General features: G+C 38.8%; 22 protein-coding genes. 14 read left to right on the top strand and 8 right to left on the bottom strand.

Going from position 1 to position 18,045, the window contains the following annotated elements:
* The 7 genes from POF52_RS13925 (at position 1) to POF52_RS13895 (ending at position 4,734) form a co-directional block, all read left to right on the top strand.
* The gene (locus tag POF52_RS13925; protein WP_013057865.1) at positions 1–414 is read left to right on the top strand and encodes a BlaI/MecI/CopY family transcriptional regulator; all 414 of its coding nucleotides are present in this window, start codon (positions 1–3) and stop codon (positions 412–414) included.
* A gap of 3 nt (positions 415–417) precedes the next feature.
* Entirely contained in the window at positions 418–1,269 is an 852-nt protein-coding gene (locus POF52_RS13920) for a M56 family metallopeptidase (RefSeq protein ID WP_176584218.1), read from the top strand.
* A gap of 36 nt (positions 1,270–1,305) precedes the next feature.
* Positions 1,306–2,013, top strand: coding sequence for a DsbA family protein (locus POF52_RS13915; protein ID WP_271993183.1), 708 nt, complete (start codon positions 1,306–1,308; stop codon positions 2,011–2,013).
* A complete protein-coding gene (locus tag POF52_RS13910; RefSeq protein WP_013083925.1) occupies positions 2,013–2,423 on the top strand; it encodes a disulfide oxidoreductase in 411 nt (136 codons plus the stop codon). The genes POF52_RS13915 and POF52_RS13910 overlap by 1 nt, the downstream gene beginning before the upstream one ends.
* A 302-nt stretch (positions 2,424–2,725) precedes the next feature.
* Positions 2,726–2,929, top strand: a complete 204-nt coding sequence (locus POF52_RS13905; RefSeq protein ID WP_271993182.1) for a hypothetical protein — start codon at positions 2,726–2,728, stop codon at positions 2,927–2,929.
* Positions 2,930–3,500: 571 nt separating this feature from the next.
* Positions 3,501–3,983 carry a DUF2243 domain-containing protein gene (locus tag POF52_RS13900; protein ID WP_013083923.1) on the top strand — a complete coding sequence of 161 codons (483 nt, stop codon included), beginning with the start codon at positions 3,501–3,503 and terminating at the stop codon, positions 3,981–3,983.
* Complete coding sequence (locus POF52_RS13895) at positions 3,976–4,734, top strand: cytochrome c oxidase assembly protein (RefSeq protein WP_176584215.1); 759 nt, start codon at positions 3,976–3,978, stop codon at positions 4,732–4,734. The genes POF52_RS13900 and POF52_RS13895 overlap by 8 nt, the downstream gene beginning before the upstream one ends.
* Positions 4,735–4,772: 38 nt before the next feature.
* On the opposite strand, the gene POF52_RS13890 is transcribed toward POF52_RS13895, so the two are convergent.
* Positions 4,773–5,657, bottom strand: coding sequence for a YitT family protein (locus tag POF52_RS13890; RefSeq protein ID WP_013083921.1), 885 nt, complete (start codon positions 5,655–5,657; stop codon positions 4,773–4,775).
* A gap of 301 nt (positions 5,658–5,958) precedes the next feature.
* Between POF52_RS13890 and POF52_RS13885 the strand changes: the two genes are divergently transcribed.
* Positions 5,959–6,084, top strand: coding sequence for a hypothetical protein (locus POF52_RS13885; RefSeq protein ID WP_255323385.1), 126 nt, complete (start codon positions 5,959–5,961; stop codon positions 6,082–6,084).
* Positions 6,085–6,182: 98 nt separating this feature from the next.
* A complete protein-coding gene (locus POF52_RS13880) occupies positions 6,183–6,656 on the top strand; it encodes a hypothetical protein (protein ID WP_013083919.1) in 474 nt (157 codons plus the stop codon).
* A gap of 29 nt (positions 6,657–6,685) precedes the next feature.
* On the opposite strand, the gene POF52_RS13875 is transcribed toward POF52_RS13880, so the two are convergent.
* On the bottom strand, positions 6,686–7,144 hold the full coding sequence (locus POF52_RS13875; RefSeq protein WP_013083918.1) for a GyrI-like domain-containing protein: 459 nt from the start codon (positions 7,142–7,144) through the stop codon (positions 6,686–6,688).
* Positions 7,145–7,386: 242 nt separating this feature from the next.
* Positions 7,387–7,614 (bottom strand): hypothetical protein, encoded by a 228-nt coding sequence (locus POF52_RS13870; RefSeq protein ID WP_016764806.1) that lies wholly within the window; start codon positions 7,612–7,614, stop codon positions 7,387–7,389.
* A 128-nt stretch (positions 7,615–7,742) separates the two neighbouring features.
* Here POF52_RS13870 and POF52_RS13865 point away from each other — a divergent pair, with 128 nt between their 5' ends.
* Positions 7,743–8,741 (top strand): NADP-dependent oxidoreductase, encoded by a 999-nt coding sequence (locus POF52_RS13865; RefSeq protein WP_034650639.1) that lies wholly within the window; start codon positions 7,743–7,745, stop codon positions 8,739–8,741.
* A gap of 39 nt (positions 8,742–8,780) precedes the next feature.
* Here POF52_RS13865 and POF52_RS13860 read toward each other — a convergent pair whose 3' ends face one another.
* Complete coding sequence (locus tag POF52_RS13860; protein ID WP_013083915.1) at positions 8,781–9,413, bottom strand: YitT family protein; 633 nt, start codon at positions 9,411–9,413, stop codon at positions 8,781–8,783.
* 414 nt (positions 9,414–9,827) lie between these two features.
* Here POF52_RS13860 and POF52_RS13855 point away from each other — a divergent pair, with 414 nt between their 5' ends.
* Positions 9,828–10,652 (top strand): 5'-nucleotidase, lipoprotein e(P4) family, encoded by an 825-nt coding sequence (locus POF52_RS13855; protein WP_271993181.1) that lies wholly within the window; start codon positions 9,828–9,830, stop codon positions 10,650–10,652.
* Between the two features lie 390 nt (positions 10,653–11,042).
* Here the strand turns inward: POF52_RS13855 and POF52_RS13850 are convergent, their stop codons facing one another.
* Entirely contained in the window at positions 11,043–11,612 is a 570-nt protein-coding gene (locus POF52_RS13850) for a GNAT family N-acetyltransferase (RefSeq protein WP_271993180.1), read from the bottom strand.
* 312 nt (positions 11,613–11,924) lie between these two features.
* Between POF52_RS13850 and POF52_RS13845 the strand changes: the two genes are divergently transcribed.
* Positions 11,925–12,716, top strand: a complete 792-nt coding sequence (locus POF52_RS13845) for a sulfite exporter TauE/SafE family protein (protein WP_013057848.1) — start codon at positions 11,925–11,927, stop codon at positions 12,714–12,716.
* 29 nt (positions 12,717–12,745) lie between these two features.
* On the opposite strand, the gene POF52_RS13840 is transcribed toward POF52_RS13845, so the two are convergent.
* From POF52_RS13840 to POF52_RS13830, 3 genes are all read right to left on the bottom strand, one after another.
* Positions 12,746–13,471, bottom strand: coding sequence for a class D sortase (locus tag POF52_RS13840; protein WP_176584212.1), 726 nt, complete (start codon positions 13,469–13,471; stop codon positions 12,746–12,748).
* Position 13,472: 1 nt separating this feature from the next.
* Positions 13,473–14,606: a processed acidic surface protein gene (locus POF52_RS13835; protein WP_271993179.1), complete on the bottom strand. Its 1,134-nt coding sequence runs from the start codon at positions 14,604–14,606 to the stop codon at positions 13,473–13,475.
* Positions 14,607–14,949: 343 nt separating this feature from the next.
* Positions 14,950–15,081, bottom strand: a complete 132-nt coding sequence (locus tag POF52_RS13830; protein ID WP_013057845.1) for a hypothetical protein — start codon at positions 15,079–15,081, stop codon at positions 14,950–14,952.
* Between the two features lie 335 nt (positions 15,082–15,416).
* Here POF52_RS13830 and POF52_RS13825 point away from each other — a divergent pair, with 335 nt between their 5' ends.
* The gene (locus POF52_RS13825; RefSeq protein WP_026106641.1) at positions 15,417–15,974 is read left to right on the top strand and encodes a thioredoxin family protein; all 558 of its coding nucleotides are present in this window, start codon (positions 15,417–15,419) and stop codon (positions 15,972–15,974) included.
* 381 nt (positions 15,975–16,355) lie between these two features.
* The gene (locus POF52_RS13820; RefSeq protein ID WP_176584210.1) at positions 16,356–17,999 is read left to right on the top strand and encodes an APC family permease; all 1,644 of its coding nucleotides are present in this window, start codon (positions 16,356–16,358) and stop codon (positions 17,997–17,999) included.
* Positions 18,000–18,045: the final 46 nt, after the last annotated feature.

Below are 18,045 nucleotides of genomic sequence, written 5' to 3'. Positions count from 1 at the left end.
ATGAAAATTGAAAAATTCAAATTTAACGAAACCGGCCTTAATCGCTTTTTTGGCCCGCTTGAAGCAAAAATTATGACGGCTTTATGGAACGGAAGTGAAATGTCCATTAAAGATGTGCAGCACGTGCTTGAGAAAGAAAAAGCAGTGAACTTCAACACCGTTATGACCGTTATGAATCGATTGGTGGAAAAAGGCGTGTTGCAAAAGCGTTTAAAAGGACGTACGTCGATGTATCAGCCCATTCTTTCTAAAGAGGAATTTATCGACGCTCAGTCGAAAGAGTTAACGCATGAATTGATCGACGAATTTGGCTCGCTTGCTGTTACTCATATGCTTGATGCGTTAGAAGAAGTTGATGATTCACTGTTAAGCATGCTCGAATCAAAAGTCAAACAGTTAAAAAAGGATGAATAATCAATGAATCAAGGAATACTAAAGCGTTCTAAGCTTATTTTTAACCTGTGCTTTTTTATTGCCGTGACGTTGCTTATGCAAATGGGCATGTATGTGCTACATTTGCTGTTTGGATGGAATTTATCGTTTAACTTAATTTTACTTTGTAACAAAGTAGCCCACTTTTTTGGCTTGTTTTTTATTGAATACATGCTGAATGCGGTTATTTTTCATACGATGTTTGTACTGTTCATTAAAGCTGTAAAGCAAGTGATTCAAATGCGGAAAGTCCGTAAAATGATTACGAAGCTGCGAAATGAAACAACAACGGCTCACCTGCAAAAAGCGTACGGAAAGAATTTAACAGTTTTAACAACAGATCAGCCCATTGCATTAACAATGGGGTTGGTTACACCGCATATCGTTCTGTCTACAGGGTTGCTCTCGGTGCTTGATGAAAATGAACTAGAAGCTGTTATTTACCACGAGCAGTCACACGTTGCAAACAAAGATCCGCTCAAAACATTTTTACTAAGCACGCTTGCTTCTGCATTATGGTATATTCCGTTTATTAAATGGAGCCATAAACGTTTCAAAGTCATGCGTGAAGTGCTGGCTGATCAAGATGCCATTGTGAAAAATGGCACGTCTGCTCACATCGGCAGCGCCCTTTTAAAAATGGTTAAAACGGGACAGACAAGCCTTTCGTGTGCGCACGTATCTTTTGCTGATACGTCGGTTAATTATCGCATTCAATATATTTTAAATCCGGAAACGAAAATGCCGATGCAGCCTCCTGTTATTTTAACGCTGACGTCGCTATACGTGTTTTTTATTTTGTGTGCGCTAATTTTTACAGCTCTAACAGCTTTGTAAGTTTGTAAGAGAGAAAGAAAAGAAGGAGATGAGATTGTGTCAAAAGCAAAGAAAAAGAAAAAAGTAACGCCCAATCAGCAAACGTCCTCGAGCAAGTGGATTTTTTGGGTGATTGGAATTATTGCGGTCTGTATTTTAGGGTTAATCGTCCTTTCTAATATGTCAAAGGGCGGAGGAGATGAAAAGGCCGCTCTTACATATGATAATCAACCATATCTTGGAAAAGAGTCAGCTCCGGTAGAAGTGGTAGAGTTTGGAGATTACAAATGTCCGGCTTGTAAAAACTTCACGGAATCCTTTTTCCCGCTGATTCAAAAAGATTATGTAGATACAGGCAAAGTCAAATTCTACTTTATGAACTATGCGTTTATCAACAATGACTCATCTCGTGCAGCAGAGTTTGCCGAGACGGTATATAAAGAGCTTGGAAACGATACATTTTGGAAATTCCATGAACTTCTTTATAAAAAGCAAAACGCAGCGGATGAAAAGAAAGATGTCTTAACGGAATCTTACTTAGAAGATACGCTGAAAGAAGTATCTAGCGATGCCGGTGCGAAAAAAGTAGCGAGTGCTTTTAAAGATGGAAAAGGAAAAGATGCGTTTGATCAAGATATGAAGACAGCCAATAACTTAGGCATCACGGGTACACCAACCATTTATGTAGGCGGCAAAAAATTCGAAGGAAAAACAATCGATGACTTTGATCAAATGGTCAAAGATGCGGCTAAGGAGAACAAATAATGAACAAGTCTTTGGTCTTCGGGTGGATTACAGCGCTTATCGCGATGCTTGGAAGCTTGACGTTTAGTGAAGTTCTTCACTTTATTCCGTGTGAACTTTGCTGGTATCAGCGAATTTTAATGTATCCGCTCGCGATTGTGCTAGGTGTAGCCGTGTATCGGAATGATACGTTCATCTACAAATACGTCCTGCCGTTTTCAGTGATTGGTATGGCGCTTTCAGGCTATCATTATTGCCTGCAGAAGATACCGGCTCTTAAAGCATTTGAAACGTGTACAAGCGGTGTTCCTTGCTCAGGTCAATATATTAACTGGCTTGGATTTATCACCATTCCTTTTTTAGCGTTTATTGCGTTTACTATCATTACAATTATGATGCTTGTTCTTCGCAAGCAGGCGAAAAAAGCTTAACCTCCGGGTTAAGCTTTTTTGTATGGAAACAAAAAAAGTCCCGCTTCCAAGAAGCGGGTGCAAATAGGGTACATCTATGAAAAATGATGAAATTGTTTTGACAAGAACAGTATATAAAAGAAAAGTGAAAAAACGGTGAAAAGAGAAAAGCTTTTTTAAAAAATAAGGTGAAAATATGCTTGTCTTACAAAAAAAACCCCGCTCACAAAAAGCGGGGAATAAATAGGGGTCATTTATGAAAAATGATGAAATTGCTTTGACAAACTTAGTATACAAAAGAAAAGTGAAAAAACGGTGAAAAGATGGAAGCTTTTAGAAAAAATAAAAAAAGACCTGTTTTGGGGAAACAGGTCACTAGAAAGGGAGTAAAACTATGGAAAAATATGCTAATTGACTTTACACATACTATCTTACCGTCCAATAGTGAAAAAACAGTGAAAAGAAACATCAAACAAAAAAAGACCTGCTCTGGGGAAGCAGGTCTTCACAAAGGAGTAAAACTATGAAAAAAATATGCTAATTGGCTTCGCAAGTATTATCCTATACCTTTATGGTGAAAAAATGGTGAAAAGAGAAACGGGATATAAAAAAGACCTGCTTTGGGGAAACAGGTCTTTAGAAAGGGAGTAAAACTATGAAAAAATATGCTAATTGGCTTCGCAAGTACTATCCTATACCTTTATGGTGAAAAAATGATGAAAAGAGAAGCGGGATATAAAAAAAGACCTGCTCTGGGGAAGCAGATCTTCAAAAGGAGTAAAACTATGAAAAAAATATGCTAATTGGCTTCGCAAGTACTATCCTATACCTTTATGGTGAAAAAATGATGAAAAGAGAAGCGGGATATAAAAAAGACCTGCTTTGGGGAAACAGGTCTTTAGAAAGGGAGTAAAACTATGAAAAAATATGCTAATTGGCTTCGCAAGTACTATCCTATACCTTTATGGTGAAAAGATAGTGAAAACGATATTAGGATATAGCTCCTATTTTTCCATATTATAGATTTATTTCTCTTTAATAGGGTATACGTACATTAGAATCGATATAAACTTAAAGAGCTGCCAGGGAGGTATATATATGGAAAAGAAACACGAAGCAACTGTAAATCAGCGCGTGGTTCATCGCACTCGAAATAGCTGGTCAGGCTTTTTGTTTGGCGTAGGGTTAGTTGCTTTTATTGATGAAGCAGTGTTTCATCAGCTGCTTCATTGGCATCATTTTTATGATAAGTCCACAACGGCCGCTGGTTTAGTGTCGGACGGTTTGTTTCATGCATTCAGCTGGTTCGCTACAATTGCATCACTTTTTATGGTGGCAGATCTAAGGCGCCGAGGCGGCTGGTGGGTGAAAAGGTGGATAGGAGGAGTATTGCTTGGAGCCGGGGCGTTTCAGCTTTATGACGGGATCGTGCAGCACAAGCTTATGGGACTTCATCAAATCCGGTACGGAGTGAAGATTGCACCTTACGACATTACGTGGAATGTACTTGCATGTTTAATGCTGCTTATTGGCATCATTTTAACATGGTTTACACGTAAACAAGGTGCACATCATGATTAAATATGAAATATTGTCTCAGCTTTTATTAGCCCTGCCTTTTGTCGCTGCCTTTTTTTTATACATGTGGGCTGCAGCGTCTTCGAATGCAACGTATAGAAAATGGTCATTATATAGGACGTCCAGCTGGACACTTGGTATTTTATGCGCCGTATCTTCTGTAGCCGGACCGCTCGCAGCCCGTGCTCATATGGACTTTACTGCGCATATGACGGGGCATTTGCTTTTAGGTATGCTAGCTCCGCTTTTAATGGCGTTAGGAGCACCTCTTACGCTGCTGCTTCGCACGCTTCCGGTTCATGCAGCCAGAAAAGTGTCAAAACTTTTAAAAGGGCGGTTTGCTCGGTTCATCAGCAGTCCGGTGACAGCTTCTGTTCTTAACGTAGGAGGACTTTGGATTCTTTATACAACAAGTCTGTATGGCATGATGCATCACTCTTTTTTCGTGCATGTCGCTGTACATATTCACGTGTTTTTAGCCGGCTATTTATTCACCGTATCGATGATTTCAATCGATCCTTCGCCGCATCAAAAAACTTTTACGCACCGGGCATCCGTATTGGTCCTTGCTCTTGCTGCTCACGGTATTTTATCAAAATATGTGTACGCTCACCCGCCTATGCACGTCTCGGCGGAAGGGGCGCAGCAAGGGGCTATGCTGATGTATTACGGAGGCGATTTAATCGACTTATGTTTAATTGTGCTTCTTTGTTATGAATGGTTTAAGCGGGTTCAAAAAGTATCTCTTACATAAAAAACGCGCAGAAAGCATGGTGCTTTCTGCGCGTTTTTTTAGTGAATGTTTCGTTTTTTAAAGCGTCCGCCGCGGACTTCGGTAATATCTGCAACGGCTAAAAAGGCAGTAGGATCAAAATCTTCAACAATGGTTTTTAGCTTTGATTCTTCAAGGCGCGTAATGATGCAGAAAATCACTTTTTTATCATCGCCCGTATAAGCACCTTCACCGTGCAAATAGGTAACGCCTCGACCTAGACGCGCATTAATCGCATCGCCAATTTCGTCGGAATATTCACTAATAATCCAAGCTGATTTTGATTCTTCTAATCCTTCTACAACCGTATCAATGGCTTTAGCTGCAATGATGTAAGCAAGGATGGAATACATGGCACGGTCCCACGTGAACACAAATCCCGCTGCTCCTAAAATGAAAAAGTTGAAAAACATCACAATTTCTCCCACGGAAAACGGAATTTTTTTACTGATTAAAATGGCAAGTATCTCCGTACCGTCAAGCGCTCCGCCGTAGCGAATTACGAGTCCAATTCCAATTCCGAGAATAATTCCTCCAAAAACGGTAGCAAGAAGAACGTCTGCGGTAAACGCGGGGACTTCATGAAACATAGAAGTTAAGATGGATACAACCAGTATGCCAAAAATAGTGGAAAGGGCAAATGTTTTCCCCATTTGCTTGTACCCGATAAATACAAACGGAAGATTTAGTACAAAAAGAAAGATTCCTAGATTTACTCCAGTAATATGCGAAAGCATGATGGAAATACCGGTAATTCCTCCGTCGACAACGTGGTTTGGGACAAGGAAAATTTCAAGTCCTGTGGCCATGAGCAGCGCACCGATCGCAATGGCGATGGCCCTTCCAAGTACCTGTCCCTTAGACAGCTTTCGATGCTGAATTTTCGTTTTTTCGAGTTCTGTCATTTGCATGTCTCCTTTGATGTCTCATATGTATTTCTCACTTTAGAAAAGTGAAACTATCTTTAATTATACCTTACTATGCACAATTAGTGGGGATAGACGGCTTAATTACTTGTTTCACCATGTAAAAAAAGCCTGCTTTAGAGTCATAAGCAGGCTTTTTAAGGAGTAAAACGATGAAAAAAGATAGTTGGCTTCACGGCTTTAACTATATAGAAACTTGATGAAAAAACAGTGAAAACGCCGGCATGTGCGGTAAGAAAATCGGGGATACTAGTTAAAAAAGCCAAAAGGAGATGACGAAATGAGCGTGTGGATGGTGTATAACCACTTGATGCATTCGCAAACCTTTTTAAGCAGCGTATTAATTAGCGGTATTCTTCTTGTTAGCGGAGGATTTGTGTACGGCAGAATAATGAGCAAAAAGTGAACCTAATATTGCCACGGATAGGTTGTTAATGGAAGATGCTCAATAGCTGCTTGGTTAATGTTATACTTGCTCCATAAGCTTATCGTGGAGGTGTCAGCATGAGCAAGCATCATGATCTAACAGCATCATACGGAGAATCGTTAGTGACGTGTGAACATCAGTTTGAAGCTAGCTATTACTATCATCAAGTGCGTGAACAGTGCATGAATCGCATTCATGAAATAAGCAAAGCGGTAGATGAATTCACCGTTGATTTTACAGATGAAAGTTTGAAAATATTAGAGCTTCTTTACTATGATCTAGAAGACAGCAACTGCTTTGACTATTTTTCAATGACAAAAGAAGAATTCGAAGAGTGTATGGGCGTATACTTTGGTGAAATGGTTACGTCAACTATTGACGAAGCGCGCTGGGTTGTGAAAGAATATCCGCTTATGGAAAACAAGTATGTGACCGGAATTGAAAAAGGGAATCTTTCACTCATGTTTCCTCACGGATTTTTTAACCATAAAGAGCGTCATCCAGAGTGCGTTTTTACTCTTTATCATTTATATAAACAGCTGCAAAAATAGGAAAAAGGTGAACGTAAGTTCACCTTTTTTTATTGTCCCAGCTTTATGGGAATATAAATATCCATTTCATATGTATCACTATATAAATTGCTGTGTATAGCTGTATTTACAATTTCAAGAGCAGGACCTTCAATCATGCTGTAAGGAGAGTTCGGCAGCCATTCATTCCAGATGCTGTTGTACGTCGACCCGAGCGATGTAATGGGACCTCTGTGTTTAAACTGCAGGTATGTAAACGAAGGAAACGTATGAACGCTCATACCGTTTGGAATAAAAGCCGTATCAGCCACTTCTGTCCCTGCAATATAAAAATAATTTTCTTTTTTCGGAGCCATGCAAATGCCTGTAACCATATGAGGTTCTTTTGAAGAGCTAATCATTTCTTTTTCTTTAAGTATTTGCTTCAAAAGATTCTCTTTTTGATACTCTCCGTTTTTTGCTATGCCTATCACTGAAAATCCTTCTTTATATACAACTTTACCTTGCATAATCCACCTCGAATTTTTCAAGCTCTAGCTTTTATTCTATCAATCATAAATTACTTTACCGTGATTGTAACATAATCTTAAGTAGATATCGATGCAGAAAATGGAACATGATCAAAGCTTCAAACACACGCTTGGGATACTCTAATTATTACATAAAAACAGCGCCGGAATTCGCACGCTGTTTTTACGAATGCAACACTTTATTTATATAACGTTTACGAGGAGTAAATCCGGGAAACTCCTTAATATAAGTCAAAATGGTAGCTAAACCAGTAGTCGTCCTGCACATTCTTTGTGTTTGAAGCGACAATATGCTCATGACCTTGTTCGTCCGTGGCAATCCAGTTGTAGTTGATATCCATTTTAATCGGATACATATTGCCTTTTTTAAACAAAATAACGGGGGGAGTTACTTCAACAAACTCGTTTAGTTTTTTAACAACATCTTCTTTACAGCGAATTAGCTCCATGTCTTTTTCTCCTTCGGTGTTATTGCACAATCATATTTTTGGCGTTGTGCACAATATATCATTTAAAATAACAAAGGTAAGTTTAGCACATTTTACAAAAAACAGAGAAATAAAAAGGAGCGATATCGATGAATGAACAAATTTTATTAGCAGAACGCCCAAAGGGAATGCCAACAAAAGATACGTTTAAATACGAAAAAATTGAAATGCCTACAGCGAAAGAAGGCGAGGTACTTGTTCAAACACTGTACCTTTCTGTTGATCCGTATATGAGAGGACGCATGAACGATACAAAATCATATGTTCCTCCATTTGAGCTAAACGCACCGCTTGCAGGCGGCATTGTAGCACGCGTAACGGAATCAAAATCAGATCGCTTTAAAGAAGGCGATATCGTGACGGGTATGCTTCCTTGGAAACGCTATTCAGCTGCAGAAGCAAAAAACTTACAGAAAGTTGATCCAGAGCTAGCGCCAATTACAACGGCTATCGGCGTTCTTGGTATGCCTGGTCTCACAGCTTACTTTGGACTGCTTGAAATCGGTCAGCCAAAAGAAGGCGAAACAGTAGTCGTTTCCGGTGCAGCAGGTGCTGTTGGATCTGTTGTTGGTCAAATCGCTAAAATTAAAGGCGCACGTGTTGTCGGCATCGCAGGTTCTGAAGATAAAATTGCTTATTTAAAAGATGAGCTCGGATTTGATGAAGTGATTAATTATAAAAAAGGAAATGTAAAAGAAGCGTTGAAAGAGGCGTGTCCTAATGGCGTTGATGTTTACTTTGAAAACGTCGGTGGAGAGATTTCAGATGCAGTTGTTAGCTTATTAAATAAATTTGCGCGCATACCGCTTTGCGGCCAAATTTCACTGTATAACTTAGAAAAACAAGATGTTGGACCGCGTGTTCAAACACCTTTATTAATTAACAGTGCGTTAATGAAAGGCTTTATCGTAGCCGACTATGCAGACAAATTCCCTGAAGGCATTAAGCAGTTAGGGGAATGGGTGCAGCAAGGAAAAATCAAGTACAGCGAAAACATTGTAGAAGGTTTTGAAAATGTACCTGAAGCGTTCCTTGGTTTATTTGAAGGAGCAAACTTAGGAAAACAGCTTGTAAAAGTAGCAGAATAAGCGTAAAAAACCGTGCAGGATTATTCCCGCACGGTTTTTTTACATAGTTGAAGCCGTTTGTTGTTTCGCTTCTTCTTCCATATGTTCACCAGTTCGTTCGATTGGCGAGCGTTTGTGATAGCGTCCAAGCAGTCCTGTCATGATGAAGATACCGATTAACGAATAAAGAACTTGAACTACGCCGAATACCACTGTTGCAGAGCCTACAATCAACACATCTGTCAAAAGCATTGTTTTACCTGGATTAATGCCAAAGCGTTTATCAAGAAACACGCATAGCATGTTGATTCCGCCAAGAGAAGAGCCGTGGCGAAACAAAAAGATCAGTCCAATGCCGACAATAATGCCGCCCACAATCGCAGCTACAAGCGGATGCGGAAGCGCAAACGAAAAGTTGGCAGCTAATAAATCCGACATCACTGACATCAGGCTAACGCTGATGAAGCTTTTTATGGTAAATTGCAGACCAATTTGCGTAAGAGCCATAAAATAAAATGGTAAATTGATGATAAAGAACAATACCCCAAATGAAATACCGGTTAAATGCTGCAGGACGATTCCAAGTCCTGCTGTTCCGCCGATAACGAGGTTAGAAGCGGTTAAAAATTGAATCCCGATGGCAACGCACAAACAGCCAAAGGTAATCCATCCCCATTGTTTTACGTGATTCATATCTCCATCCCCTTTTGTATATTTATACAATACTTTCGATAGAAAACACCGTCTTTTAATTCACAAAATCTATTTTACTATATATCTTTTCAAAAAAAAGCACTTTTGTGAGAGAATCTAACACAAGATTAAAAGTTAGATAATTCAGATTTATTAAGTTTTTTTGAAGCGAATGAGCGATAAACAATATGTTTCTAAAAAAAGATTACAAAGAAAGAATGAGAAAAACGGATTTTGGAAAATGTATAAACAAATATTTGGATAATGGTTAAAAAAGGGAGAAAAAAATAATTAAAACGAACATTTTTAACTAAAATTAAAATATAATTCGGATTTTTATTGATTTTCTGTTTAATTGAGGTAATATATAACATTATTAGCATAAAAATATGTAGAGATGGAAGTGGATGCGAAATGAATAAGAAATTATCAGCGTTGACAGGGGTGGGTGTACTTGCTTTTTCACTGACGGCATGTGCCCCTCAGCAGGAAAAAGAAGTGTCTGCTGAGAAAAAAGAACCCGCCCAACACCTAGCTGATCAGCAAATCATGGCCGATGCTTGGTACCAAACATCCGGCGAAATGAAAGCTTTGTATTACCAAGGCTATAATACTGGAAAGCTTCGTTTAGATGAGGCGCTTGCAAAAAGTACCGATAAAAAGCCTGCCATTATTTTGGATTTAGATGAAACCGTGCTTGATAATAGCCCATTTCAAGCTTCAGCAATCAAAACCGGAAAAGGATTTCCTTATAAATGGGATGAGTGGGTGCAAGCAGCAAAAGCGAAAGCAGTACCAGGTGCTGTTGAATTCTTGACGTATGCGGATCAAAAAGGTGTAGATATTTACTATATTTCGGGCCGTACAACTTCTCAGCTTGAGGCAACAATTAAAAACCTAAAGGATTTACATATTCCTCAAGCAACCAAAGACCATGTGCTATTAACGGGTCCAAAAGATGAAGGAAAAGAAACGCGCCGTCAAAAAGTAGCGACAAATCATAATGTAGTCCTGCTGTTTGGTGATAACTTATCTGATTTTAGCGGCTTTGATAAAAAGTCCATTACTGATCGAAATAAGCTTGTAGAAGAGCAGAAAGAAACGTTTGGCCAAAAGCTAATCGTATTTCCAAATCCAATGTATGGAGATTGGGAAGGAGCTATTTATAACTACGACTACTCAATTTCGGACAAACAAAAAGATAAGCTTCGCCGCGAACAGCTTCAGTATTTCAACTAGAAAAAAGAGGCTGGGACAAAAGGGTTTTAACCCAAGTGAAAAACGAACGATTGATCAGCATGTGATCAACCGTCGTTTTTTTGTTATGGTGAATATAGTTTCATCTGTCTTGTTCCTTCTAGCAGGTGATTGGAGGGCAAGGTTAAGACTCCTGCGGGAAAAGCGGAACAGATGAGACCCCGCAGAAGCGCAAGCGACGAGGAGGCTCAGCGGCCGCCCGCGGAAAGCGAAGCCTTGCACGGAAATCAACTGCGGTGTCATAAGCGGTTCAGTTCAAGTATCTCATTTGTTCGTCTTTAGGCTGGATTCATTTCGTTATGTCTTCAACCTCTTTTTAATTTTACCAATATAGTCAGTTCAAACGATAGCTTGTCCAAATGATCCTGCTTTTTAAGAAAGAAGCCAAGGAGCATAAGGAGCTTGCTTCCACTCGTGTTTTAACATGCCATAAATCACAAGGTCATGGTAGTGATCATATAGGTATTCACCTTCTCTGCAAATACCTTCTTCTGTAAAACCTAGACGCGTAGGGATGGCTTTACTTTTTTCGTTATTAACGCCGCAGCGTATTTCGACTCGATGAAGGTTTAACGTATTAAATGCATAATTCAGGCATCCGTGTACGGCTCTTGTCATAATACCTTTTCCTTGAAAATCATCTCCAATCCAATAGCCAAGACTTGTACTTTTGTTTCCCCAATTAATTCCGTGAAAACCAATCATCCCGGCGATTTCTCCGTAGTACCGAATGATGGCCTGGAATCCTTGGTTATTATAATATTGAGCTCTCCATTCAGGGATGAGTTCATCGTAGTCAGCAATACTTTGCATGCTATCTACCCACGGGAGCCATTCTTTTAGGTAAGGTCTTGACTCGTTAATAAGAGAAAGCAAGGGGAAAGCGTCAGTTGATTCAATCAAATGCAAACTAACTTCGTCATCAATTTTGTATTCAAACATACGAAAGCCTCCTGTGATGATGGGCCTGCTGAGATAAGCGTAGCGTGTAGGCAGTTCTAACATCTAGTTTTTCTTTATTCTACCACAAGTAACAGAGAGGAGAGCGAGGAAGTTTAGGCTACAAGTAAATAACGCATAAAGTCGATAGGATTTTAATGATTAAAAAAATTAATAATTGAAAGCACTTTTATCAATATTTTTACAGAAAAGAAGCATATACAGTGATACAATGGAAGAAGAGATAAGGCGTTGTATGTATACATACTTTATAACAAACATGATATTGGATTGATAAAAGCAGGTGGTAAAAACATGGATGTACAACTATTAATAACGGTATTTGCACTCGGGTTTTTCGGGTCATTTTTAGCAGGTATGCTTGGAATTGGAGGATCAGTTGTTTTGTACCCGCTGTTGCTATTTGTTCCGCCTCTTGTAGGAGTGGGAATGTTCAGCGCGCACGAAGTAGCTGGTATAGGAGCCGTACAGTCGCTGTTTGCGTCTGTTTCAGGAGCTCTTGCTTACAAAAAGGGCGGCTATTTGAATAAACCGTTAATTTTATATATGGGTATCAGCGTCTTAGTTGGCAGTCTCATTGGTTCAACGCTATCAAACTCGTTTTCAGAAGGAATGATCAATTTCATTTACGGCGTGATGGCAACAATTGCTGCAGGATTAATGTTTATGCCCAAAAAAAATAATCCAGCGGCCGATTCATTCGAAGTGACGTTTTCAAAACCTTTGGCAGCAGCTCTGGCGTTTTTAGTTGGAATTTGCGGAGGGATTGTCGGAGCAGGGGGCGCATTTTTACTTGTTCCTATTATGATTACCGTGTTAAAAATTCCTGTGCGCGTAACGATTGCAAGCTCATTAGCCGTGACGTTTATTTCATCTATGGGAACAACATTCGGTAAAGTAATGACGCATCAAGTCCTTTTGCTTCCGGCGCTTATGATTATTGGAGCAAGCTTACTAGCAGCTCCAATCGGCGCTTTTGTTGGGCAAAAGACGAAGGTAGCCTCGCTGCAAGTTATCTTAGCGATCGTTATTACGGCGACTTCGCTGAAAATATGGTTTGATTTACTAATGAAATCTATTCATTAAAAAAAGCTGCCTTTTTAAGGACAGCTTTTTTATTTTGTTGTTGATGACACAAGGTGAGCGACTAAAATATAGCGTTCAGGTGCTGAACCAACGTAGTTAAACGGATAACAGGTGCTGACGGTTAAAGTGGCTCTAGGCTTTGGTACAATAACAGTCCGGTCATCCGCATCAACGATTCGTACTTTGTTCACTTTGTATGTGAAGGTGCCTGCTGCTGTACTTACCACAAGCGAATCGCCTTCACCCACGTCGCCAAGCTTACGAAAAACCGTATCGCGATGTCCTGATAGAACAGAATTGTCGTTTTGACCAGGCAGCACGCTTCCCGCAAAATGACCGACGCCTTTTTCTAATTCATCTTCGTTCGTACCGTGATAAATTGGCAGCTTAGCGTTTAATTTAGGAATATATAGTTCTCCCATTAAATCACCGATTTTTGGCTGTTTCGGATAAGACACATTTGACACTTTCGGCTTTTTTTCTGAGCTAGCAGTACGAGAGTGTACCGCTTTTTTAGGTTCAACAGAAGAAGCTTCAGCAGAAGAGTCTGCTGTTGAAGCGTCCTTGCTTTTAGAAACTGAAGCTGCGGCTGGTTCTTCTGTATCCATTGTTTTAAATGCCAAATAGCCTCTTGCAAATTTATAGGCGTTTGTTGTTGTAAACCAAAGACCAAAGCAGATGACAGCGGCTAAAAGGGAAAGAACAATCAACCGCTTTTTACGATTGATTGTTCTTCTTGTTTTTCTTGGTTCCATTTTATGCGCGTCTCACTTTGCGGAAAAGAACAAAGCCAGCAGCTACAAGCACTAATCCAATTAATGTATTTGTTACATAATTAGAAGCCGTTTCCGGAAGTTTTCCGCCTTTAACGGTTTTTTGTACAGCGCTATTCGTTTGTTTCTTCACAGGTTCTTGTGTCTTTTCTACTGCTGGTTTTTGTGCTTGAGCTGGTTTTGCTACAGCTTCAGCAGATTTTTCTACTTCTTTTCCTGTGTCTGTGATGATATCAGAATTAAACATATCGCCTGTGATCACCATGTCTGCTAAAAATTTACCGTCTGTCGTATAAAGAGAAATTTTTAGACTTGCATTTTTTAATTCTTCTAAGTTGATTAAATCAGTAAGAGAAAGCGGTCTTTCATTTCCGCCTTGTACAAGTGAAAATTTAGCGTCTAAATGGAAGATTGATAGCATTTCTTTATAAATAGACATTAATTCAGCGATTTGATCAGCAGATAATTCTGTTGCTGTATCAAAATCTTCGAATGCCGCTAAGCGCTCGCCTAATTGATCTAAGCGGTTAAGCGTTGCTTCATTTGAAAGCTCATCTTCTAACGATGTAAAATGTGCTTCAATTCGATTTAACTCTTCTGAAGTTAAGCCTAATTCAGACTGCATAAATGATAGTAAGCCGCTTAAATCTTCCTCGCTTAATTCATCATCGTAAGAAGCGTCTTCTTCGTCATATGACTCATCATCTTCATACCAGTCGTCGCCCTCTAGATAGAAGCCGACATCATCGTATAAATCATCTAGGTACACATAATCGTCTAAGCTTTGGCCGTTCTCTTTTAATAACGCATTTAAGCTTGTTTTGTTTAAGTCAAAATCTGCATACAAATCTTGCAGGTTATGTAAGTCAGCTGCAATCGGTTCACCTAAAAAATCTTCTAAATCTGCGATTGTATCGTAGTTTTCAAGACTATCGTCATACAGTGAAAGTGAATATTCAACGTCGTCTTTGGTTACTTCAAAGCCTCGCGTTTGGCTTACCGATTTTAAATACTTGTTGAAATCTGCGTCAAATGTTGACGCGGCTGCGAATGAAGACGTTGGAAGTACGCCAACAAACAGCAGAAATGATAATAGTATTGCCCCCAGTTTTTTCATCAATTTTCTCCTTTTTTTACGTTTTCTACAAGATTATATAGGAAGAGTTATAAATTTACAATATATACTTATATTATATATACCTTGAATATAGTGGTAATTTAAGGGATTTATAGAACTATATATTTTGAGAACACCGTACGAAAGGGAGTGGAAAGCCCTAGATAGAAAAAGGAGGAAATAAAGAAAAAGGTTTATAATTTTTTTTAACAGAGGCAGAAATATAAAAAAGTATCAAAAAAGAACAGCACTTAGAAGCTGTTCTTTTTGAAATGATATGTAAGCCTTAGCATAGATAGTTGAAATTCGATACCGTTCCGCTTTAGAAAAAGGTGGTTACGAGTTATGATTTTAGTAAGGATAGTGAAGAAAAGTGAGAGCGCGGTTTTGTCAGCTCTATTTTGATTCCTTTTAGCCTTAAACGTTCTACAAACTGTTTGCGTTTTTTTCGCTTTTCATGCGGGGATTGATTCATATTTGCCTCATCCTCCATATTTAGTCAAGTAGCTAACATATCATTATCATAATCAAAAGATGACGGTTACACAATAAACATTCTCAAATATTCACAAAGATTTAAAATTTGTTACATTGATAGTGTACATGTACCCCATTCTCTTTTTTTATAACATCTCAATGTGCTGTTTTTAAATCGAAGTTTTGTAAATCCTGCCGCAGGCTAAAAAACGCGCTGACTTTTATATTTTGATTCACTGTGCTTAAAAGCTATACTAGTAGTGCGTGTAGAAAAGAGTAAACCGAATTTTTACATCTCATCTATTCGTATACAAAAAAGAAAGAGGGATTTTGATGAAAACAGAACAGCAGTATTTTGAAGAAGGAAAATCAATTCAAACATATATGAACGACATGAGTACATTAAAAGAGGAAAGTTTAGCTGTTTATGAACAATTTCAGCTTCCTAAAGATGGACTGGCTGACAAATTAAAGGCTCACAAGCTTCATTTCTTAGCGATTACTGAAGATTGGTGCGGAGATGCGATGATGATTAACCCAATCATTCGTAAAGTAGCTGAAGCTGCCGGTATCGATGTGCGCGTTGCACTGCGAGATGCGGACACCGAATTAATTGACCGTCACTTAACAAACGGAGGACGTGCCATTCCGATTATTTTAATTTTTAATAATGAAGGGACGCTACTTGGGAAGTGGGGCCCCCGTGCTCCCGAAGTTCAGCAAATCGTCGATGAGCTTCGTGCCACGCTTCCTTCAAAAGAAGATCCTTCGTTTGAAGAAAAACAAAAAGAAGTTTTTTCTTCGTTACGAACAAGATATAAAGAAGAACCAGCTCTTTGGTCGCATGTTTATAACAGCTTTAAAGAAACGGTATTAGCAGTTGTGAAATAACTTAAAAAAGCAGGATAAAATGAAGCGCTCATTTTATCCTGTTTTTTTCTGGTTATCGCAACAAGATCATTTGTATATCACTTTAATGGAAAGGCAGCTCTTATGAATGTTAGTGTTCAAATCGCGCACTTTTAATTGAAAAAAAGCACAAAATTCTAAAAATAAAAATATTTTTTATTCAAAACGCGTACTTTTTACCTTGATGATGATATAATAACAAATAATAAATGAAGAAAGGGGACGCGTAAATGAACGGAAAAGCTTTTGGTTAGTATTTTTAAGCAGCATTTTTAAAGTTCAAAATGAATTTTATTTTTTAGATTTAATGAAAGCGCTTAATAACTCACTTCTCAGAAAATATAGAAGAAAGGTGTTAGATACATGAATAACTTACATAGAAAAATGGGAACGTTTTCTCTCATGATGGTTGGTCTTGGATCTATTATTGGATCAGGATGGCTGTTTGGGGCATGGAGAGCTGCTCAAATTGCAGGCCCCGCAGCAATTGCTTCTTGGATTATTGGAATGGTTGTTATTTTATTTATAGCTCTTTCTTACAGTGAACTAGGATCGATGTTTCCAGAAGCAGGAGGTATGGTTAAATATACGCAATACTCGCACGGCTCATTTCTTGGCTTTATTGCGGCTTGGGCAAACTGGATTGCAATCGTATCGGTTATCCCTGTTGAAGCGGTTGCTTCTGTTCAGTATATGAGTTCATGGCCGTGGGAGTGGGCGAAATGGACAGGCAGTTTAGTAGAAAACGGGATTCTTACTGGAAAAGGCTTGGCTATTGCTACAGGACTATTAATCATTTATTTTCTTCTAAATTATTGGACCGTAGGCTTATTTTCGAAGGCTAATTCACTTATTACTGTTTTTAAGATTGTAATTCCAGGGCTTACAATTGGTGCTCTTTTATTTGCAGGGTTTCACGGAGGAAACTTCTCCTCTGCAGGAGGCGTTGCTCCAAATGGATGGGCAAGCGTTTTGACAGCGGTTGCTACGTCTGGGATTGTGTTTGCTTTTAACGGTTTTCAAAGCCCCATTAATATGGCGGGAGAAGCAAAAAATCCAGGTCGCTCTATTCCGATTGCAGTAGTAGGCTCAATTTTAATTGCAACCGTGATCTATGTATTGCTTCAAATTGCGTTTATTGGAGCGGTAAATCCTTCAGAAATCGTAAAAGGATGGAGTCATCTTAACTTTAATTCGCCGTTTGCCGATCTAGCGATTGCGTTAAATATTAACTGGCTTGTTATTGTGTTATATGCCGATGCTTTTGTATCGCCATCAGGAACAGGTATTACGTATACAGCTACCACGTCACGCATGATTTATGGTATGGAAAAAAATAAATATTTGCCGAATATACTGGGACGAGTTCATCCGCTTTATGGAGTTCCTCGTCAAGCCATGTTCTTTAATTTATTTGTCTCATTCATCTTTTTATTTTTATTTAGAGGCTGGGGAATTTTAGCCGAAATTATTTCTGTAGCTACATTAATTTCATATCTTACCGGTCCTATTACCGCTATGACGTTAAGAAAAACAGGGACCGATCTTTATAGACCTTTACGTATAAAAGGGTTAAACGTAATAGCGCCTCTTGGATTTATTTTTGCTTCACTTACTCTTTACTGGGCAAGATGGCCGTTAACTGGACAGGTATTATTTATTATTTTAATTGGTTTGCCAATTTATTTTTATTACCAAGCAAAATCAAAATGGAAAGGCTTTGGTCAAAACTTCCGAGCCGGCGTTTGGATGATTGTCTACTTATTATGTATGATGACAATCTCTTGGGTAGGAAGTGAAAAGTTCGGGGGACTCAATATTATTAAATACGGCTGGGATATGGGTCTTATTGCAATTGTTGCACTTTTCTTTTATGCTTGGGCACTTAAAAGCGGATACAAAACCGAGTATTTAAAAGAAGCAATCAATGTTAATAATGAAATGAAAGCAGCGGAAGCACAGACTGCCTCAGCTAAAGAACAGATCATAGAAAAACAAATTAAATAAGTAGTAAAAAAGCAGCCTGAATAGTTGAGGCTGCTTTTTTAGGAAT

This window comes from Priestia sp. AB, from assembly GCF_028369225.1.
Classification (GTDB): domain Bacteria; phylum Bacillota; class Bacilli; order Bacillales; family Bacillaceae_H; genus Priestia; species Priestia megaterium.
The sequence above is the reverse complement of the archived record's forward strand: the minus strand, read 5'-3'. Positions and strand labels throughout refer to the sequence as shown.

What these genes read in the sequence shown, in the direction of transcription:
- POF52_RS13890 (WP_013083921.1), bottom strand. Translation starts at nt 5,657, where the DNA reads ATGACAGAACTCGAAAAAACGAAAATTCAGCATCGAAAGCTGTCTAAG.
- POF52_RS13920 (WP_176584218.1), top strand. Translation starts at nt 418, where the DNA reads ATGAATCAAGGAATACTAAAGCGTTCTAAGCTTATTTTTAACCTGTGC.
- POF52_RS13855 (WP_271993181.1), top strand. Translation starts at nt 9,828, where the DNA reads ATGAATAAGAAATTATCAGCGTTGACAGGGGTGGGTGTACTTGCTTTT.
- POF52_RS13830 (WP_013057845.1), bottom strand. Translation starts at nt 15,081, where the DNA reads ATGAATCAATCCCCGCATGAAAAGCGAAAAAAACGCAAACAGTTTGTA.
- POF52_RS13865 (WP_034650639.1), top strand. Translation starts at nt 7,743, where the DNA reads ATGAATGAACAAATTTTATTAGCAGAACGCCCAAAGGGAATGCCAACA.
- POF52_RS13910 (WP_013083925.1), top strand. Translation starts at nt 2,013, where the DNA reads ATGAACAAGTCTTTGGTCTTCGGGTGGATTACAGCGCTTATCGCGATG.
- POF52_RS13840 (WP_176584212.1), bottom strand. Translation starts at nt 13,471, where the DNA reads ATGGAACCAAGAAAAACAAGAAGAACAATCAATCGTAAAAAGCGGTTG.
- POF52_RS13860 (WP_013083915.1), bottom strand. Translation starts at nt 9,413, where the DNA reads ATGAATCACGTAAAACAATGGGGATGGATTACCTTTGGCTGTTTGTGC.
- POF52_RS13835 (WP_271993179.1), bottom strand. Translation starts at nt 14,606, where the DNA reads ATGAAAAAACTGGGGGCAATACTATTATCATTTCTGCTGTTTGTTGGC.
- POF52_RS13895 (WP_176584215.1), top strand. Translation starts at nt 3,976, where the DNA reads ATGATTAAATATGAAATATTGTCTCAGCTTTTATTAGCCCTGCCTTTT.
- POF52_RS13820 (WP_176584210.1), top strand. Translation starts at nt 16,356, where the DNA reads ATGAATAACTTACATAGAAAAATGGGAACGTTTTCTCTCATGATGGTT.
- POF52_RS13885 (WP_255323385.1), top strand. Translation starts at nt 5,959, where the DNA reads ATGAGCGTGTGGATGGTGTATAACCACTTGATGCATTCGCAAACCTTT.
- POF52_RS13870 (WP_016764806.1), bottom strand. Translation starts at nt 7,614, where the DNA reads ATGGAGCTAATTCGCTGTAAAGAAGATGTTGTTAAAAAACTAAACGAG.
- POF52_RS13900 (WP_013083923.1), top strand. Translation starts at nt 3,501, where the DNA reads ATGGAAAAGAAACACGAAGCAACTGTAAATCAGCGCGTGGTTCATCGC.
- POF52_RS13925 (WP_013057865.1), top strand. Translation starts at nt 1, where the DNA reads ATGAAAATTGAAAAATTCAAATTTAACGAAACCGGCCTTAATCGCTTT.
- POF52_RS13875 (WP_013083918.1), bottom strand. Translation starts at nt 7,144, where the DNA reads ATGCAAGGTAAAGTTGTATATAAAGAAGGATTTTCAGTGATAGGCATA.
- POF52_RS13880 (WP_013083919.1), top strand. Translation starts at nt 6,183, where the DNA reads ATGAGCAAGCATCATGATCTAACAGCATCATACGGAGAATCGTTAGTG.
- POF52_RS13905 (WP_271993182.1), top strand. Translation starts at nt 2,726, where the DNA reads ATGGAAGCTTTTAGAAAAAATAAAAAAAGACCTGTTTTGGGGAAACAG.
- POF52_RS13845 (WP_013057848.1), top strand. Translation starts at nt 11,925, where the DNA reads ATGGATGTACAACTATTAATAACGGTATTTGCACTCGGGTTTTTCGGG.
- POF52_RS13850 (WP_271993180.1), bottom strand. Translation starts at nt 11,612, where the DNA reads ATGTTTGAATACAAAATTGATGACGAAGTTAGTTTGCATTTGATTGAA.
- POF52_RS13825 (WP_026106641.1), top strand. Translation starts at nt 15,417, where the DNA reads ATGAAAACAGAACAGCAGTATTTTGAAGAAGGAAAATCAATTCAAACA.